13 protein-coding genes are annotated in these 16,492 nt (G+C 58.5%); 7 read left to right on the forward strand and 6 right to left on the reverse strand.

Annotated features, from left to right (window positions below; all coding sequences use genetic code 11):
* The first annotated feature begins 303 nt into the window (after positions 1-303).
* Positions 304-1,782, forward strand: a complete 1,479-nt coding sequence (locus ABVT35_RS15455) for a PLP-dependent aminotransferase family protein (RefSeq protein WP_368467482.1) — start codon at positions 304-306, stop codon at positions 1,780-1,782.
* 152 nt (positions 1,783-1,934) lie between these two features.
* Positions 1,935-3,710, forward strand: a complete 1,776-nt coding sequence (gene xsc / locus ABVT35_RS15460; protein ID WP_368467483.1) for a sulfoacetaldehyde acetyltransferase — start codon at positions 1,935-1,937, stop codon at positions 3,708-3,710.
* Positions 3,711-3,752: 42 nt separating this feature from the next.
* Here xsc and ABVT35_RS15465 read toward each other — a convergent pair whose 3' ends face one another.
* Both ABVT35_RS15465 and ABVT35_RS15470 read right to left on the reverse strand, forming a co-directional pair.
* Positions 3,753-4,658, reverse strand: a complete 906-nt coding sequence (locus ABVT35_RS15465) for a DUF4396 domain-containing protein (protein WP_368467484.1) — start codon at positions 4,656-4,658, stop codon at positions 3,753-3,755.
* Between the two features lie 84 nt (positions 4,659-4,742).
* On the reverse strand, positions 4,743-6,308 hold the full coding sequence (locus ABVT35_RS15470; RefSeq protein WP_368467485.1) for a trimethylamine methyltransferase family protein: 1,566 nt from the start codon (positions 6,306-6,308) through the stop codon (positions 4,743-4,745).
* 448 nt (positions 6,309-6,756) lie between these two features.
* Here ABVT35_RS15470 and ABVT35_RS15475 point away from each other — a divergent pair, with 448 nt between their 5' ends.
* The 3 genes from ABVT35_RS15475 to ABVT35_RS15485 all read left to right on the forward strand — a co-directional run bounded on the left by ABVT35_RS15475 (position 6,757) and on the right by ABVT35_RS15485 (position 9,564).
* Positions 6,757-7,698, forward strand: coding sequence for an ABC transporter substrate-binding protein (locus ABVT35_RS15475; protein ID WP_368467486.1), 942 nt, complete (start codon positions 6,757-6,759; stop codon positions 7,696-7,698).
* Positions 7,699-7,910: 212 nt separating this feature from the next.
* A complete protein-coding gene (locus ABVT35_RS15480; RefSeq protein WP_368467894.1) occupies positions 7,911-8,678 on the forward strand; it encodes a taurine ABC transporter ATP-binding protein in 768 nt (255 codons plus the stop codon).
* 19 nt (positions 8,679-8,697) lie between these two features.
* Complete coding sequence (locus tag ABVT35_RS15485; RefSeq protein WP_368467487.1) at positions 8,698-9,564, forward strand: ABC transporter permease; 867 nt, start codon at positions 8,698-8,700, stop codon at positions 9,562-9,564.
* Positions 9,565-9,639: 75 nt separating this feature from the next.
* On the opposite strand, the gene ABVT35_RS15490 is transcribed toward ABVT35_RS15485, so the two are convergent.
* The 4 genes from ABVT35_RS15490 to ABVT35_RS15505 all read right to left on the reverse strand — a co-directional run bounded on the left by ABVT35_RS15490 (position 9,640) and on the right by ABVT35_RS15505 (position 14,315).
* Positions 9,640-12,075 (reverse strand): FAD-dependent oxidoreductase, encoded by a 2,436-nt coding sequence (locus ABVT35_RS15490; RefSeq protein ID WP_368467488.1) that lies wholly within the window; start codon positions 12,073-12,075, stop codon positions 9,640-9,642.
* A gap of 83 nt (positions 12,076-12,158) precedes the next feature.
* Positions 12,159-12,758: a helix-turn-helix domain-containing protein gene (locus ABVT35_RS15495; protein WP_368467489.1), complete on the reverse strand. Its 600-nt coding sequence runs from the start codon at positions 12,756-12,758 to the stop codon at positions 12,159-12,161.
* Between the two features lie 141 nt (positions 12,759-12,899).
* Positions 12,900-14,057: an NAD(P)/FAD-dependent oxidoreductase gene (locus tag ABVT35_RS15500; protein WP_368467490.1), complete on the reverse strand. Its 1,158-nt coding sequence runs from the start codon at positions 14,055-14,057 to the stop codon at positions 12,900-12,902.
* Positions 14,058-14,078: 21 nt separating this feature from the next.
* On the reverse strand, positions 14,079-14,315 hold the full coding sequence (locus ABVT35_RS15505; RefSeq protein ID WP_368467896.1) for an Lrp/AsnC ligand binding domain-containing protein: 237 nt from the start codon (positions 14,313-14,315) through the stop codon (positions 14,079-14,081).
* A 254-nt stretch (positions 14,316-14,569) separates the two neighbouring features.
* Here ABVT35_RS15505 and speB point away from each other — a divergent pair, with 254 nt between their 5' ends.
* Positions 14,570-15,556, forward strand: a complete 987-nt coding sequence (gene speB / locus ABVT35_RS15510; protein ID WP_368467491.1) for an agmatinase — start codon at positions 14,570-14,572, stop codon at positions 15,554-15,556.
* Between the two features lie 86 nt (positions 15,557-15,642).
* Entirely contained in the window at positions 15,643-16,470 is an 828-nt protein-coding gene (locus ABVT35_RS15515; RefSeq protein ID WP_368467492.1) for an alpha/beta hydrolase, read from the forward strand.
* Positions 16,471-16,492 lie beyond the last annotated feature (22 nt).

A 16,492-nucleotide genomic window follows, 5' to 3' on the forward strand; every position in this document is an offset into this window, starting at 1 on the left:
TGGTTCCAGGACGTGCCAATTCTGGTTGGCTTGCCTGTCGTCCCGTTGGCATTTCGCCCGCAACCTGCATCAGGTCCGCACCGCATATAGATTAGAAAAAACAACAGATTATCGGTAAATCGTGCGTGACGGGTCGAAACCGTCTGCCAAATTTGCACCGGTAATTCTGCCGGTACATGACCAATCTGGATGTTTTTTTGAGCCAGGCCTTGATTTGGGATGCAGGTTTGGCCTCATAATAGGGCCAGATGGCGTCGATCGACGAACCATAATCTGTGACACTTCAGGAACGCTCTTAAGGCCATGCGAAATTCTCTTTTCCACGTCGAACGAATGGAAATGACCACGCTGCAGACGCAGATCAGGGAGATGCTGGTCTCAGCCATGCTGTCCGGGCAGTTGCCGGTCGGCGCGCCGATCCCCTCCACCCGTGCGATGGCAAAACGGCTGAAGGTTTCACGCAACACGGTCATGCTCGCCTATCAGGCACTTGCGTCGGACGGCTATCTGGTGGCCCGCGAGCGGTCGGGCTTTTATGTGTCGCCGGATATCCACGACGGAACGATGGCCGGCGTGTCGCCGCCGAAGACGAACCTTCCGGAAGAGCCGGAACCCGATTGGGATGGCCGGTTCCGGGTTCAGCCGAGCGGACAGACCAATATTGAAAAGCCTGTTAACTGGCACGACTACCCCTATCCTTTCATCTACGGACAGGCTGACGCGGCTCTGTTTCCCATCGCCGCCTGGCGCGACTGCATGCGCCAGTCCATGGGCCGTAAATGGCTGGACGCCTGGACCAACGATCACTTTGCCGAAGATGACCGGATCCTCATCGAGCAGATCCGCCAGCGCATCCTCACCCGACGCGGTATTCTGGCAAACCCCGACGAGATCCTCGTCACTTTGGGCGCCCAGAACGCGCTTTACCTTCTTTCAAGCCTTCTCGTGAAGCGCGGCACGACCGTTGCCATCGAGGATCCTGGCTACCCGGACATCCGCAATATCTTTCAGCTGCGAACCGACAATATCCGGCACGTGCCCGTGGACGCCGAAGGTATAACGCTCGGCCCGGAACTGATGGGCTCCGAACTGGTGTTCGTCACCCCGAGCCACCAGTACCCGACCAATGCCACCATGAGCATGGAGCGGCGCAAGGCGCTGCTTGACTGGGCCGGAAACAACAACAGCCTGATCATCGAGGACGACTACGAATTCGAGACCAATTACGAGGGCGAACCGACACCGGCTCTCAAGTCGCTCGACCATGGCCAGCGCGTCCTTTATGTCGGAAGTCTCTCTAAATCGCTGATGCCGGGCCTGCGCATGGGCTTCATGGTTGCGCCTGCTGCGCTCATTCGCGAAGCCCGCGCCCTTCGCCGGCTCATGCTGCGCCATCCTCCAGGCAACAATCAGGGCGTCGTCGCGCTGTTTCTTGCCCTTGGCCACCACGACACGCTAATCGGCCGCCTGCATCGCAGCTATCGCAACCGCTGGATCACCATGGGCAAAGCGCTGGAAAAGCACTTTCCCGGGTGGGCGGAGGCGCCCGGCTTTGGCGGCACATCCTACTGGGTCAAGGGCCCTGAATGGCTGGACTGCACACTGCTTGCTAGCCGGGCGTTGGAGGAAGGCATTGTCATAGAACCCGGCGACATCTATTTCTCCGATCCCGAAAATCATCGTAACTATTTCCGTCTCGGCTTCTCCTCCATAGCCGAAGAACGCATCGAGCCCGGGATCGAACGGCTTGCCGGTATCGTACGCGCCATGGCCAACGGCTAGCCAACAAATTGAGCCAACAAATGTGCTGGTTCAAACTTTTGGTCTGAACTGGTTCTACGCCATGGTGCCAGTTTGCCCCTATCAAGCACCGAGTAGACCGCCATGCGCAGGCACGGTGGCACCAATTTTGTAATTTGAGAGGAAGCGCCGCGATGAAGATGACCACCGAAGAAGCCTTCGTGAAGGTTCTGCAGATGCACGGCATTGAACATGCCTTCGGGATCATTGGCTCGGCCATGATGCCGATCTCCGACCTTTTCCCCAAGGCGGGCATCACATTCTGGGATTGCGCCCATGAAACCAACGCCGGCATCATCTGCGACGGCTATACCCGCGCCACCGGAAAGATGGCCATGGCCGTCGCCCAGAACGGTCCCGGCATTACCAACTTCGTCACACCGATCAAGACCGCCTACTGGAACCACACGCCGATGCTGCTGGTCACCCCGCAGGCAGCCAACAAGACAATCGGCCAGGGCGGTTTCCAGGAAGTCGAGCAGATGGCGCTTTTCCGCGACATGGTCTGCTACCAGGAAGAAGTGCGCGACGCCTCCCGCATGGCCGAAGTGCTCAACCGCGTCATCGAAAAGGCCATCCGCGGCTCCGCTCCCGCGCAGATCAATGTGCCGCGCGACTTCTGGACCCAGGTCGTGGACATCGAACTGCCCCAGATCGTGCGCCTCGAGCGTCCGGCCGGCGGTTCGGATGCCATTGATCGGGCGGCTTCGCTTCTTTCCAACGCAAAGTTCCCGGTCATTTTATCCGGTGCCGGTGTTGTCATCGGCGGCGCGATCCCTGAGTGCCAGGCACTGGCAGAACGTCTCGACGCACCGGTCGCCAGCGGCTACCAGCACAATGACAGCTTTCCGGGCAGCCATCCGCTCGCCTGCGGCCCGCTCGGCTATAACGGCTCGAAAGCCGCCATGGAACTGATTGCCAAGGCCGATGTCGTTCTGGCGCTCGGCACCAGGCTCAATCCGTTCTCGACCCTGCCCGGCTACGGCATCGACTACTGGCCGAAGGATGCGCACATCATTCAGGTCGACATCAACTCGGACCGTATCGGTTTAACCAAGAAGGTCACAGTCGGCATTTGCGGCGACGCCAAGCAGGTTGCCCGGCAGATTCTCGCCAAACTGTCGCCTTCTGCCGGCGATGACGGCCGCGCTGAGCGCAAGGCGCTGGTCCATCAGACGAAATCGGCGTGGCTGCAGACACTCAGCAGCATGGACCATGAGGACGACGATCCCGGCACCAGCTGGAACCAGGATGCACGTGCAGACCAGCCCGAGCGCATGTCGCCGCGTATGGCATGGCGCGCCATTCAGGCGGGCCTTCCGAAGGAAGCCATCATTTCCTCCGACATCGGCAACAACTGCGCCATCGGCAATGCCTATCCGACCTTCGAAAAAGGCCGCAAATATCTGGCTCCCGGTCTCTTCGGCCCTTGCGGGTACGGCTTCCCGGCGATCCTCGGCGCCAAGATAGGCTGCCCGGACACGCCTGTGGTGGGTTTTGCCGGCGACGGTGCTTTCGGCATTTCCATGAATGAGATGACATCGTGCGGACGCGAGGAATGGCCGGCCATCACTATGGTTGTCTTCCGCAACTATCAGTGGGGCGCTGAAAAGCGCAACACCACCTTGTGGTTCGACAACAATTTCGTCGGCACCGAGCTCGACCCGCATCTCAGCTATGCCAAGATTGCCGAGGGCTGCGGCCTGAAAGGTGTGGCCGTCACCACTCAAAATGACCTGACGGTTGCGCTCGAAGAAGCCTGCAGAGCCCAGAAGGATGGGGTCACCACCTTCATCGAGGTCATCCTCAACAAGGAACTTGGCGAGCCCTTCCGCCGCGACGCCATGAAAAAGCCGGTCGAAGTCGCCGGCATCAACCCGGAAGACATGCGCCCCCAGCCGGGCGCCTGATTCGACGACAATGCGGCCTGCCCTGGTGGCGGGCCGTTTTCGTTAGAACCTGATTGGAACGAAAAAGTCAGTCCCGATCAGTGCGGCGAGAAGCACCGCGAAGGAAAACACCACCCAGGCCGTTGCAACCGGCAGGCTCAAAGAAGTCATCTCCATGGATCCGTGACCTTCATGGTCATCCGTTTGCTTCCTGTGAAGATGCGCCTCGCCACCATCATGCGGGTGCTTTGCCATCCCCGACGCAACCATTGCCGGTTCAGGCGACCGGTGCCCCATCCCTTCAGCCGGCCCGTCCGCATTCGGTAAAGTCATGCAACCGTGTTTGAGATGACGCGAGACCAGCCAGTAGTTGATCGGATAAGCAAGAAAACCGCCGACAAGGCTCGCAAGGCTCATGCGAAACCAGAAGGACGGATTTGTCGGTATTTCCGAGCCCGGCCAGTGATAGGCAAGCACAACCATTGTGGGGATCATCCCCGCCATGACGAAATTCATCGATACCGTTTCGGCAAAGAATGTTTTGCGCACGGCAAGCAGGTAGTTGCCCTGGTACATTCCAAGCATCATCAGCGCCTGGAAAATAAACAATCCGCAGATGAATCCGGCAATATACTCGATCGTCGCGTCCCAGCCATTGGTAAGACCAAGCGATGAAACGACGATCGCCGCCAGAATGATGCCGGTCGCATCACCGGCGAGGCAGTGCATTTCGCTGTTGACCGCCTGTTTCCAGGTGGTCGAGGTAAAACGGTCATGGCCGCCGACAAATGGCCTTCGGCAGGTGAGCAAATAGAAGAACAGCCCGACGGGGCCCGTATAGGCGGTAACGAGGATCCAGGCGGCTCGCTGAACCCAGCTGGTCACGCCGTTTGAAATTGAATCCCACACGGCAAAGGCAAGGCTGCAGCCCGTCAATACGAACCAAATCAGCATCGCGCCATCCAGCATGAAAAAATCCCCGCAGCAGCCTCGTTTCAATCAGAACATGCAGGCTGCCGACGGGGATTGCAACTTTGATGGGATGCCGGGCTCCTATAGTTTGATATCGAACCGCTTGCGGACGGCGGCATCGAGCTCGGCTGAGATATGTCCCGGAGCCTTGGACGATAGAATGCGGTTCTTCTCGGCAATTGCCGTTTCGATAATGTCGGGCCGTCCTTTTTCAACCCACTCCTTGGGGCTCGTCCTGTCGCCAATGACCGGATAAATATATTCGGTTTCCATGAGAGCCAGCGTCTGCTCATGACCGAGATAGTGGCCCGGACCGTTGGTGCACACATCCTCGATGGACGCGAGCGACAGGGTCTCGTCATTGACCTCCACACCGCGTACGCAGCGCAAACACTGGCCAAGCATATCATTGTCGATGATCAGGCTTTCCAGTGAAAATCCAAGAAGCGATGCGTGCATGCCTGCCGATTCGTAGACCATATTGAGCCCGGAAAGGCCGGCCATGACATTGGTTATGCCCTTCTCGTAGCCCGCCTGCACGTCCGGCATTTTCGAATCGGCAATACCGGCGGCCGCACCACCCGGCAGATCATAGAAGTGGGACATCTGCGCGCAGGCCGCAGAAAGCAGCGCCTGCTCGCCGGAACCGCCCGACATTGCCCCGGTGCGCAGGTCCGAAACGAATGGCCAGGTTCCGAAGATTGCCGGATGCCCCTTTGAGATCGCATTGACATAGACGAGCCCGGCCAGCACTTCCGCCACCGCCTGCACGACGGCCCCGGCAATGGCGGCAGGCGCCGTTGCACCGGCCTGCCCGGCCGACAGCAGCAGCACCGGCATGCCGCCACGCACGCACTCTTCAAGCACACGGCAGGCATCTTCGGCGAATTTGAGCGGCGGCACCACAAAACAGTTGGAGTTGGATACAAACGGGCGGGCGCGGAATGCCTCCTCGCTGCCGGCAATCATGTGCAGCAACTCAAGACACGGCTTGACGCTCTCGGCGACTGTAAAACTGGTGCCGACATGCTTGGTGGTTCCAGACACGCTTGCGTACAGCGTGTTGATATCGAGTTCAGCCGGATCCGGAATATCCCTTGCGACCAGCGGCCTTTGGAAGAAATGAACATTATCGAGGGTCTCGACAATGCGCGCTGCATCGTAGAGATCCTTGAGAAGGGATTCCCGGTATTCGCGTTTTTCCACGTCAACGATGTGAACAGCCGCACCTGCCGTGCCGAAGTGCACGTTCTGGCCGGACAGTTGCATGTCATGTGTGGGATCCTGGCCGTGAATCGTCACGTTACGGGCCGCATTGCGCACCGTATCCATGACCAGTTCGCGCGGGAACCGCAACCTGCCGTCCTCGCCGTAGACAGCACCCGCCGCCGTGCAGACTTCAATGCAGCTGTCGATAGCCTGCCCCATGCCGACATTTTCAAGAATTGTCAGGGCTGCTTCATGGATGCGTTCCATGTCGTTTTCCGACAGTGGGCGATAGTTGCCCGAGGGCATTCCCGGCCGCACCGGCCGGGCTGATTTTTCCAATGGCGCAGCGCGCATCGCACGCCGTGCATCCCGACCGCCTGAGCGGCGTCTGTTCCGTTCCACGCCTGGCACCTCCACCTCGTCCAACAGTCTCGACATCGGCGTATTTTCCTCCACCCGATATTATTGAAATCGGACGCTATCACGCGTTTTCCAAGGGCGGATAGAACCAGTTTTTATGAGTTATTTTGGAGGCCGATGGGACCAGTTTCGTGAAAATGAGTGACCATTTTTCACGAAATCATTGAGAAACAAGCATAATTTACTCAATATTGCCCGTTGGCACTAAGTAGGAGTCATGGCTGGCACTACCTTTGGCCACACCATTAATTGCCTAATAGCATCGGGAGGATTGAGGAGTTGCCTTGGAGGTTGCGCTGTTTTTCAGCACAACGGCAACAACTGATCGTGACTAGATTTTCGCCCCAATCTCCCGATTGAATCTAAAGAGCCGGTCAATCCGGCACACTGCAGTATCATGTGCGAATAAGGGGAATGATCCATGTCCGTGAAAACTAAACTGACTGCTCTGGCCACGGGAGTGGTTATGTCCACTCTAGGTGGCATTCAGGGCGCACTGGCTCTCGACGAAATCACCGTCGCCTACTTCCTCGAATGGCCGACCGCCAACCAGGTGGCCCAGATGGAAGAAACCTACGACAAGGAACTGGGCGTCAAGGTCAACTGGCGTGCATTCGGCAATGGCAACGAAATGACCCAGGCCATGGTTTCCGGTGACGTCCAGATCGCATACAGCCAGGGATTCGTCCCGTTTGTCGTCGGCGTCAGCACCGGCGCGCCGCTCAAGGTTATCGGCATTGCAGTCACCTACGCCGAAAACGACAACTGCATTGTCCGCGATGATGCCGGCATCACCAAGGACAACGCAAAAGACCTCGAAGGCAAGAAAATCGCAACGCCGATCGGCAATGTCACACACTACAAATTCCTTCGCACCATGGATCATCTGGGCGTTGACGCAAGCAAGGTCAACCTCGTCCAGATGAACCCGCCGGACGGCGCTGTTGCGCTTGCCCGTGGTGACGTCGTGATGGCCTGCGGTTTTGGCGGCGCACTCAACCGCATGAGAGAGTTCGGTAAGCCGCTTATGACCGGCGCCGAACAGGAAGCCGTCGGTATCAACACATTCGATGTTGTGACCGTAACCGAGGAGTTCTCCAAGGAGCATCCGGACCTGGTCGAAAAGTTCATGGCGGTAACCGAAGCGGCCAACGAAGCCTACAAGACCAATCCCGACGCTGCCTACCCGATCATCGCCAAGGCTGCCGGCATGGATGAAGCCGCAACCAAAGACTACATGGCGAATTTCGGCTTCCCGAGCGCTGCCGATCAAATGGGCGCCAACTGGCTTGGCGGCGGCGTTCAGGAAATGACGAAGGGCGTTGCTGACGTGATGGTCGAAGCCGGCGGTATGGACGCGGCACTCGACGACTACACACAGTTCATCGATCCCAACTATCTGAAATAGTGCTTCAGTCGGACAGGCGGCGCCCGCGTCGCCTGTCCGAACGCAGAGAGGCTGAATTAAAGCGTTCGATGGTGGATGATTGGTCCACTCGCCTGGCCAGTAGCCTGTGTCGCCTCGATCAAATGATCCAAATTAACCTCGACTCGCTCTAGCCTCATCCAATTCCAACATGGAGAGAGAACTTGACCGGCATAGCAATTGACAATGTTTCCATGGTCTTCACGCTTCCCGGTGGCGGACAGGTCCATGCTCTTAACAACGTAAGCCTCGATATTGCGGAAGGAGAGCTTGTCTCGGTTCTCGGACCGTCCGGGTGCGGCAAGACCACGCTGCTGAACATCGTTGCAGGGTTCCTGGCGCCGACAGCCGGCGAGGTGCGTTTGAACCACCACACGGTCACGGGGCCGGGTTCCGAACGCGGGATGGTCTTCCAGCAGGGCGCCCTGTTCGAATGGCTGACCGTTGAGCAGAACGTCGCCTTCGGACCGAACATGGCGGGAAAACCCCGCGTGGAAACACGCGAAAAGGTCGAACACCTGCTGCAGATCGTTGGCCTGAAGGATTTCGGTGAAAAGCCCGTCTATCAGCTTTCTGGCGGCATGCAGCAGCGCGTCGCGCTTGCAAGGTGCCTTTGCAACGATCCGGACGTTATTCTAATGGACGAACCGCTCGGCGCCCTCGATGCGCTGACCCGTGAAAAGATGCAGGGCCTGGTGCTCAAGCTATGGAAGGAAACGGGCAAGACCATCATCCTGATCACCCACTCTGTCGAAGAAGCCCTCTTTCTCGGCGAAAAGCTGATCGTCATGGCCCCGAGGCCCGGACGCATCGAACGGATATACGAACTTCCCTTTGCCGATGAAGGCATGACCAAAAGCCCGCGCGACATCAAGGCAGGTGCCGACTTTGTCGAAAAGCGCGAAGAGATCCTCTCCATGATCTGGGAAATGGAAGAGGAAATCATGGGCCAAACGGGTTAGCGGGGATTGGAGAAGGAAAATGGCAGATAAAAGAGAACCTTCTGAAGCGGCCATCTGGCTCGGCCTTGCGGACAACACCTTCACCCGGCAAAAAACCGTCAAGTTCGGCGATGCCAGCGCCGTCAACTCCGGCCGCTTTTACAGCATCCTGATCGTCTGCGGCCTGGCAATGCTCTGGGTCCTGTCGTCACGCATGGGAATCATCGAGCCATTCTACTGGCCGACCATCGGCGGAACCATCGACCGCATCGGACTTCTGGTCACCGAAGGCTTTCGCAACATACCGCTCTGGCAGCATGTCGGAATCAGCGTGTTTCGCGTTCTGACCGGTGTTCTGTGCGGTGCGCTGGTCGGCATTCCGCTCGGCTTCGCCATGGGCCTGTCGTCAACGGCTCGCGGTCTGTTCGATCCGATTGTCGAATTCATGCGACCGATCCCGCCACTGGCACTGATCCCGCTGATCATCCTGTGGTTCGGCATCGACGAAACAGCGAAAATATTCCTGCTGTTTCTTGCTTCGCTCTTCATCATGACGATCGCCGCACGGTCCGGCGTTTCGAGTGTCCGCATTTCGAAAGTCCACGCAGCCTATTCGCTGGGCGCTTCCAAGATGCAGATCCTTCGCCATGTCATTTTGCCCAACGCATTGCCGGAAATCTTCACCGGGCTGCGCACCTCGATGGGCGTTTGCTGGGGAACGGTTGTCGCTGCCGAGCTCGTTGCTGCCGACCAGGGTGTCGGCTCGATGATCATGATCGCCAAGAACTTCCTGCAGACCGATACGGTGGTGATCGGCATCATCATCATCGGGATCATCGGCTACGTGATCGAAATACTCATGCGCTACCTGGAAAAGTGGCTCATCCCCTGGAAGGGCAAGGGCTGAAGGTCCGGGCGCATACGCCAGACAAAAAAGCCGCGGTCACTACGACCGCGGCTTTTTTTATTCCAGATGCCGGGCCTATGCCCGCAACCGCTCGTTCTGCGGATCGTAGATAACCTCGGGCACGACCGTTGCCTTGCGCCTTTCACCATAGATGTCGATCAGCAGCTCAGTCCCCTCGCCCGTGTGCGCCGTATCGACATAGCCAAGCGCAATGGACTTTCCGGTCCGGTGTCCAAAGCCACCTGATGTGATCAGACCGACGCGTGCGTCGCCAACAAATACCGGACTGCCATAGGGTGCTTCCGTTCCGTCGCCCGGCTCCAATTCCATGGCAACGAAACGCTGGGCAACGCCCTCCTGACTTTGCTTCAATAGCGCCTCGCGGCCGATAAACTGTGCCTTGTTGAGCTTCACGAAACGGTCGACGCCGGAAGTAAGCGGTGTGTATTCCGACGAAAGATCCTGTTTCCAGCCGCGGTAACCCTTTTCGAGCCGCATCGAATCCATCGCATACATGCCGAAATGGCCGATGCCATGTTCTTCGCCGGCTGCAAGCAACTGCGCGTGAACCGCCGACATCGTCTCCAGCGGCATGTGCAGCTCGTAGCCGAGTTCACCGACATAATTGACCCGCAACACAAGACCACGCGCCATGCCGATTGTAATCGGCGCTGCACAGAGCCAGGGCAACGCCCCATTGGAGATGTCTTCGTCGGCAATTGCGGCAAGGATGTCGCGCGATTTGGGTCCGGCGAGCACCAGCGTGCCGAAACGCGCGGTAATGTCCTCCAGCACAAGTGAACCGTCATCGGGCATGTGCTGTTTCAGCCAGTCGCGGTCGTGCCAGTATCCGGCAGCAGGACCGATCAGCCAGAAGCGGTTTTCTTCAAGCCTCGTTACGGTAAGTTCGGTAATCACCCGGCCGCTTTCACTGCAGAAATAGGCAAGCGACACCCGTCCCAGCCTTGGAAGCGCGCCGGTAATCATGCCGTCAAGCCAGTCGGCTGCGCCCTCGCCTGAAAGTTCAAAGCGGGTAAAGCCGGTGAGATCCAGAATGCCCGCGTTTTCTGCAACGGTCCGCACCTCTGAAGCAATGGCGTCGTCAAAGTGCGGACGGCCATAGGTCATGTCCGGTTCGGGCTTGTCGCCTTCGCGGGCAAACCACAGCGGGCGCTCCCATCCGCCGAAACTGCCGAATTGCGCGCCGCGTTCGGCGAGCGTGTCGTAGAGCGGCGACGTCTTCGCCGGGCGGCCCGCCGGCCACGGCCGGTGCGGCAGGTGCATGGCATATTCATTCTGATAGACCTCGATCGCCTTAACCGTCGCATAGGTCTTGGTCGCGTAATCGGTAAAACGACGCGGATCCATCATCCAAAGATCAAGCTCGGTTTCGCCCTCGGTAATGTACTCGGCAATGACCTTGCCGGCCCCGCCCGCCTGGCAGATGCCGAAGGTAAAGACGCAGGCTTCGAGGAAATTGGTCAGCCCCGGCGCCGGCCCGACAAGCGGCAATCCGTCAGGCGCGTACGGGATCGGTCCGTTGATGACCTTCTGGACACCGCCGGTCGCCAGCATCGGAACACGCTCACAGGCGGAATTGATATACCACTCGAGCCGCTCGAGATCGTCCGGATAGAGCTGGAAGGCAAAGTCCTCGGGCGTTCCCTCTTTCAGCCAGTGCGGCGTCGCCTGCCACTCATAGGGGCCGAGGATGAGGCCGTTGCCCTCCTGGCGCAGATAGTAGCTGTCGTCGGGATCACGCAGCAGCGGAATGCTTGTGTCTCGTGCCTGAAGATCGTCGATGGCTTCGGTCACCAGATACTGGTGTGACATCGTCACCATCGGTACATCGCGCCCGACCATGCGGCCGATCTCGTCTGCGTAGTAGCCAGCCGCGTTGACCACAGTCTCTGCATTGATTCTGCCCTTGTCGGTCTGAACGTCCCAGGTGCCGTCGGCACGCTGGCTGAGGCCCGTCACTTTCGTGAAGCGGGCAACTTTCGCACCCCTGTCCCGGGCGCCCTTGGCAAAGGCCTGCGTGAGCTGCGACGGATCGATGTCGCCATCTTCCGGGTCCCAGGCACCGCCCGCAAGATCATGTGTTTCGAGCCACGGATAGTATTTGCCCTTCAACTCCTGAGCCGAAAGGACTTCCATTTCCATGCCCGCAGCATTGGCCATCGCCGCCACATGCTCGAATTCCTGCATGCGCTCCTTGGAGTGGGCAAGGCGAACCGCGCCCGTCATGTGGCGGTTGATCGGATAGTCCACCTCCTCGCCGAGCCGGTTATAGAGCCGCGAACCGTAGTTCTGCAGCTTCATCAGGTTGAGGTTGCCCGAAAAGTTCGGCGTGTTTCCAGCCGCATGCCAGGTGGATCCTGACGTCAACTCGTTCTTTTCGATGAGCACGACATCGGTAACGCCGGCTATGGCAAGATGGTAGAGACAACTGGCACCGACGGCGCCACCGCCGATGATGACCACGCGTGCGTGAGAAGCGAGCTCAGCCATGTTTTTCTCCCTGGCAACAGAGTTAGAGTTTGTTGAGGTTCAGGTTTCGCGCACGGAGGTAAGCTACTGAATCTCAACAAGCTCTAATAAATGGGCGGAGAAACAACCCAGATTGCGACCGCCGGTTCACTGGAGTTGTTCTCCCAGTAGAACGGTTCTTCCTTGAAACGAAAGCAGTCGCCTGCCTGAACGGTAAAGAAGCGATCGCCAATGCGGATATCGAGCTTGCCCGAAACCATGTAGGCGGTCTCCTCAGTCATGCGCAGGGTCGGTTTTTCCAGCCTGGCACCCGGCGCAAAGACGCTTCGAATGACTTCGTAGGACCCGCTGAGATCGGGAGAGAGCAGCTCTTCGGCAAGCCCGCCTTCGCTGTCGCCGCTCATGCGCCGCAGCCCCGAGCGGGTAATGAGACCGCGTTCCGATTCCGATACATCCGAAAGAACCAGGAACCAGCTCACCGGTACATCGAACAATTGCGCCACCTGCCGCAACTCTTCGGTCGAAAGCGCCGAGATACCACGCTCGACCTGACTGAGATAACCGATCGAACGGCCAAGCTTGTCGGCCATTTCCGTCAGCGTCATGCCCTTCGACTGCCGAATAGCGCGAATATCGCGGCCGATATCGGCAGAAACATTGCTGGTGTTGGGCTTGTCCGCCTGCGCGCTGTCGCCAGATGTCATTGCACCATCCAAACTGTGACCGACGCACACCGGCACTGCCGGCGACGTCCGGAACGGAGCTTCCATCAACGGCAATGAAAAATCAACTGTTTTTTTCACGAAGCCGTGAAACGGCTCCCCGGCATCAGCCTGTGCGCAGTCCTACGTGGCAAGCTCGCGGCGGGCCATCATATGAGCGCGGGGCATATTGACGGCATCGACGCAAATCAGCCGGTCACCGGCAAAGTACCGGATTGCAAAGGCGTTTTCCGCCTCATCGCCCTCAGTTTCAATGCGGTCGTAACCCTGAGACAGTCCTGCAATCTGAAGTTTGATGTCGTATTGATCGGACCAGAACCACGGCACGGGATCATAAACATCCTCAGCGCCCAGCATGGCGCCAGCCGCGTGTTTTCCCTGATCGATGGCATTCTGGACGCTCTCGAGCCGGATATGCCGCTGGTAGCGGTCCGAGAAAAAACTGGCACAGTCTCCTGCGGCATAGATATTTGGATCGGAGGTCCGGCAGCTGTGGTCTGCCTCAATACCGTTATTGATCTTCAGACCTGCCTCCGCGGCCAGTTCGCAGACCGGTTCCGCGCCGACAGACATAAGCACAATATCCGCTTCGATTGCTTCGCCGCCGGCCAGCCGCACACGTTCCACACGCCCATTGCCCTCAATCCCCTCGAACCGCGCATTGGTGTGAATGGTCACGCCCCGCTCTGTGTGGATGCGATGGAAATAGTCGGACAATTGCTGACAGACGACGCGCTGCAGCACCCGCTCCATCCCCTCGATGACGGTGACTTCGTAGTCGAAATGACGCAATGCGGAAGCCACCTCAAGTCCAATATAACCACCGCCGACAATGACTATCCTCACGCCGGGCTTTAAGGCCGCTGAAATCGCTTCAACGTCCGCAATCGTGCGCATGTAGTGAACGCCATCCAGCTCCAGCCCCGGCACGGGAATACGGCGCGAGCGCGTGCCCGTTGCAAGAAGAAGCTTCGAATAGGCGATATCCGATCCGCCGGTCAGTTTGACCCGTTTGGCGGCAGGATCGATGCTGCTTACATGGCATGACTGGTGTGAATCGACGTTGAATTTGTCAAAGAAATCATCGCCCTTGAGCATCAGGCGCTCGATTCCGATTTCCCCTTTGAGAAAAGCCTTCGAAAGGGGTGGCCGTTGGTAGGGAGCATGCGGTTCGTCGCCTATCAGGACAAGGCCGCCCTCATAGCCCTGTTGTCGTAGTGTTTCTGCTGCCTTGATCCCGCACTGTCCCGCGCCGATGATAACAAAAGGTTCGTTCGACATACGCCTACCTGCCTGAATTGCCTAGAATGCGGTGAAAGTCATGGTCGTCAGCGAGCGGGCAATGCCCGGAATATTCAGAACGTTGTCGTGAATATATTTGCCGACGTCTTCGCCTTTCGGCACATAAATTTTCATCATCAGGTCGAATTCGCCCGAGGTTGAATAGAGTTCGGAGACGATCTCCCGGTCATAGATCTTGTCGGCGACCGTATAGGCCTGACCGGGCTTGCACTGAAGCTGAACAAACACGCACGTCATTGCGGCTCCTGTCATTTGCCGGCCTCCCCGTGGAAGCCGTGGTGTCGCATGGCCCGCAACCCGCTGAATGACGCCGCAGCCGCAAGCCGTTTGGCAAATCTATTACACTCTTCGCAGCAGCAGGCAAACACTGTGTTGCAGCGGCAGGTGCATCGAAGGAAAATCCGGTGCTGACACGGCCCCCGATTTAAATCATTGTAGCCGCGATCAATCGCCCGAACATCAAGGTCAAACCCGAACATCAAGGTCAAACAATGTCAGATCCGTTTTTCCAGCCCGTATCGGGCTTCGACCTTCCCCGCTTCGCCGGGGTCCCGACTTTTATGCGCCTGCCGCATGTGGGGCTGGATGACAGCCGTATCGGCGATGTCGATATCGGCCTGACCGGAATTCCGTGGGATGGCGGAACGACAAATCGCCCGGGCGCCCGCCACGGCCCGCGTCAACTGCGTGACCTGTCAACCATGATCCGCGCCTGTCACCCTGTCAGCCGCGTCAACCCGTTTGAGCTGACGAACTGCGCCGACCTGGGCGATGTCGGCCCCAATCCGGTAAGCCTTGACGATACGTTCGACCGCGTTGTCGCGTTTTATGAAAAACTGCATGCCAACCGCATCACGCCATTGTCGCTGGGCGGCGACCATTTCCTGTCCTATCCGGTGCTCAAGGGTCTTGTCGGCACCGGCAACCCGGTCGGCATGATCCATTTCGACGCCCATACGGACCTGATGGACAGCTATTTCGGCGATTTTAAACTCACGCACGGCACCCCGTTCCGCCGTGCCATCGAAGCCGGCCTGCTCGATCCGAAACGTACCGTTCAAATCGGTATTCGCGGCACGGCCTATGATTTCGAAGATATTGAATGGGGTGAAGAACAGGGCGTACGCTTCATCCGCATCGAGGAACTGATGGATCGCGGCGTTGCTGACGTCATGGAGGAGGCGCGCGGGATCGTCGGCAAGAAAGAAACCTATATCAGCTTCGATATCGACTTCATCGATCCGGCCTTTGCGCCCGGCACCGGAACGCCCGAAATCGGTGGACCGGATACTTTGACGGCACAGCGCTGCGTGCGGCTTCTCGATGGCGTCAACATCATCGGCGCGGATGTTGTGGAGGTTTCACCGCCTTTTGATCCATCGGGCGCCACGGCCTGGGTTGGAATTTCGATCGCATTTGAGATCCTGTGTGTCATGGCACGCGCGGTTAACAGCCGGAAAACGCAGGAATCCGGCTGACAAACGCCGGACCTGTGCCCGCGGGGCTTGCACCTCCCGAACATTTCAGGACACAGTGCCCCACAGAGTGGGAGGTGGAACAGCTTATGTTGATGCATCAGATAACCGACTGGGACGATGCCTACGCAAACGGGATACACATCCCCGGCGGCGCCGACTATCCGGCAAAATGGGCAGCGCAGGCAAAACAGTTTCGCCACGAAATGAGCGCCGACGGCCGCGCCGAACTTGATCTCGAATACGGACCCGGCGAACGCAACGCGTTTGACCTCTTCCACCCGGAAGGCGAACCTAGAGGCCTCGTCGTCTATGTCCATGGCGGGTTCTGGAAGGCTTTCGACAAATCCTCCTGGTCGCATATGGCAAACGGACCATTGGACCATGGATATAGCGTCGCGGTACCCTCCTACACGCTTTGCCCCGATATCCGGATTTCCGGCATAACCGAAGAGGTTGCTCAGGCCGTGACCACGGCGGCGGCCATGGTCGGCGGCTCCATCCGGCTTACCGGACACTCCGCAGGCGGCCACCTGGTCACCCGCATGGTGTGCCGCAATACCCCGCTCACAACTGATATCGTTGAACGCATTGGACGTACGATATCGATAAGCGGCGTCCATGATCTGCGTCCGATCATGCGGACCGAAATGAACGACACGCTGAATATCGACCGCATGGAGGCACTGACCGAAAGCCCCGCCCTGCTCGAACCGGTAGGTGACACGCGGTTGATTTGCTGGGTCGGGGGAGCCGAACGCGCCGAATTCGTGCGCCAGAACGCCCTGCTTGCGAGCATATGGAAAGGGCTCGGGGCCGCAACGGTTGCCGTCGAGGAACCGGACCGCCATCACTTCAATGTGGTAGAGGGGCTCCAGGAGGCCGATCATCCCCTGACCTGCGCACTTTGTGCGTAGCCGGTTCGTCGGGCAGCGGTTC

The sequence above is a fragment of the Hoeflea sp. TYP-13 genome (assembly GCF_040932035.1).
In the GTDB taxonomy this organism is placed as follows: domain Bacteria; phylum Pseudomonadota; class Alphaproteobacteria; order Rhizobiales; family Rhizobiaceae; genus Hoeflea_A.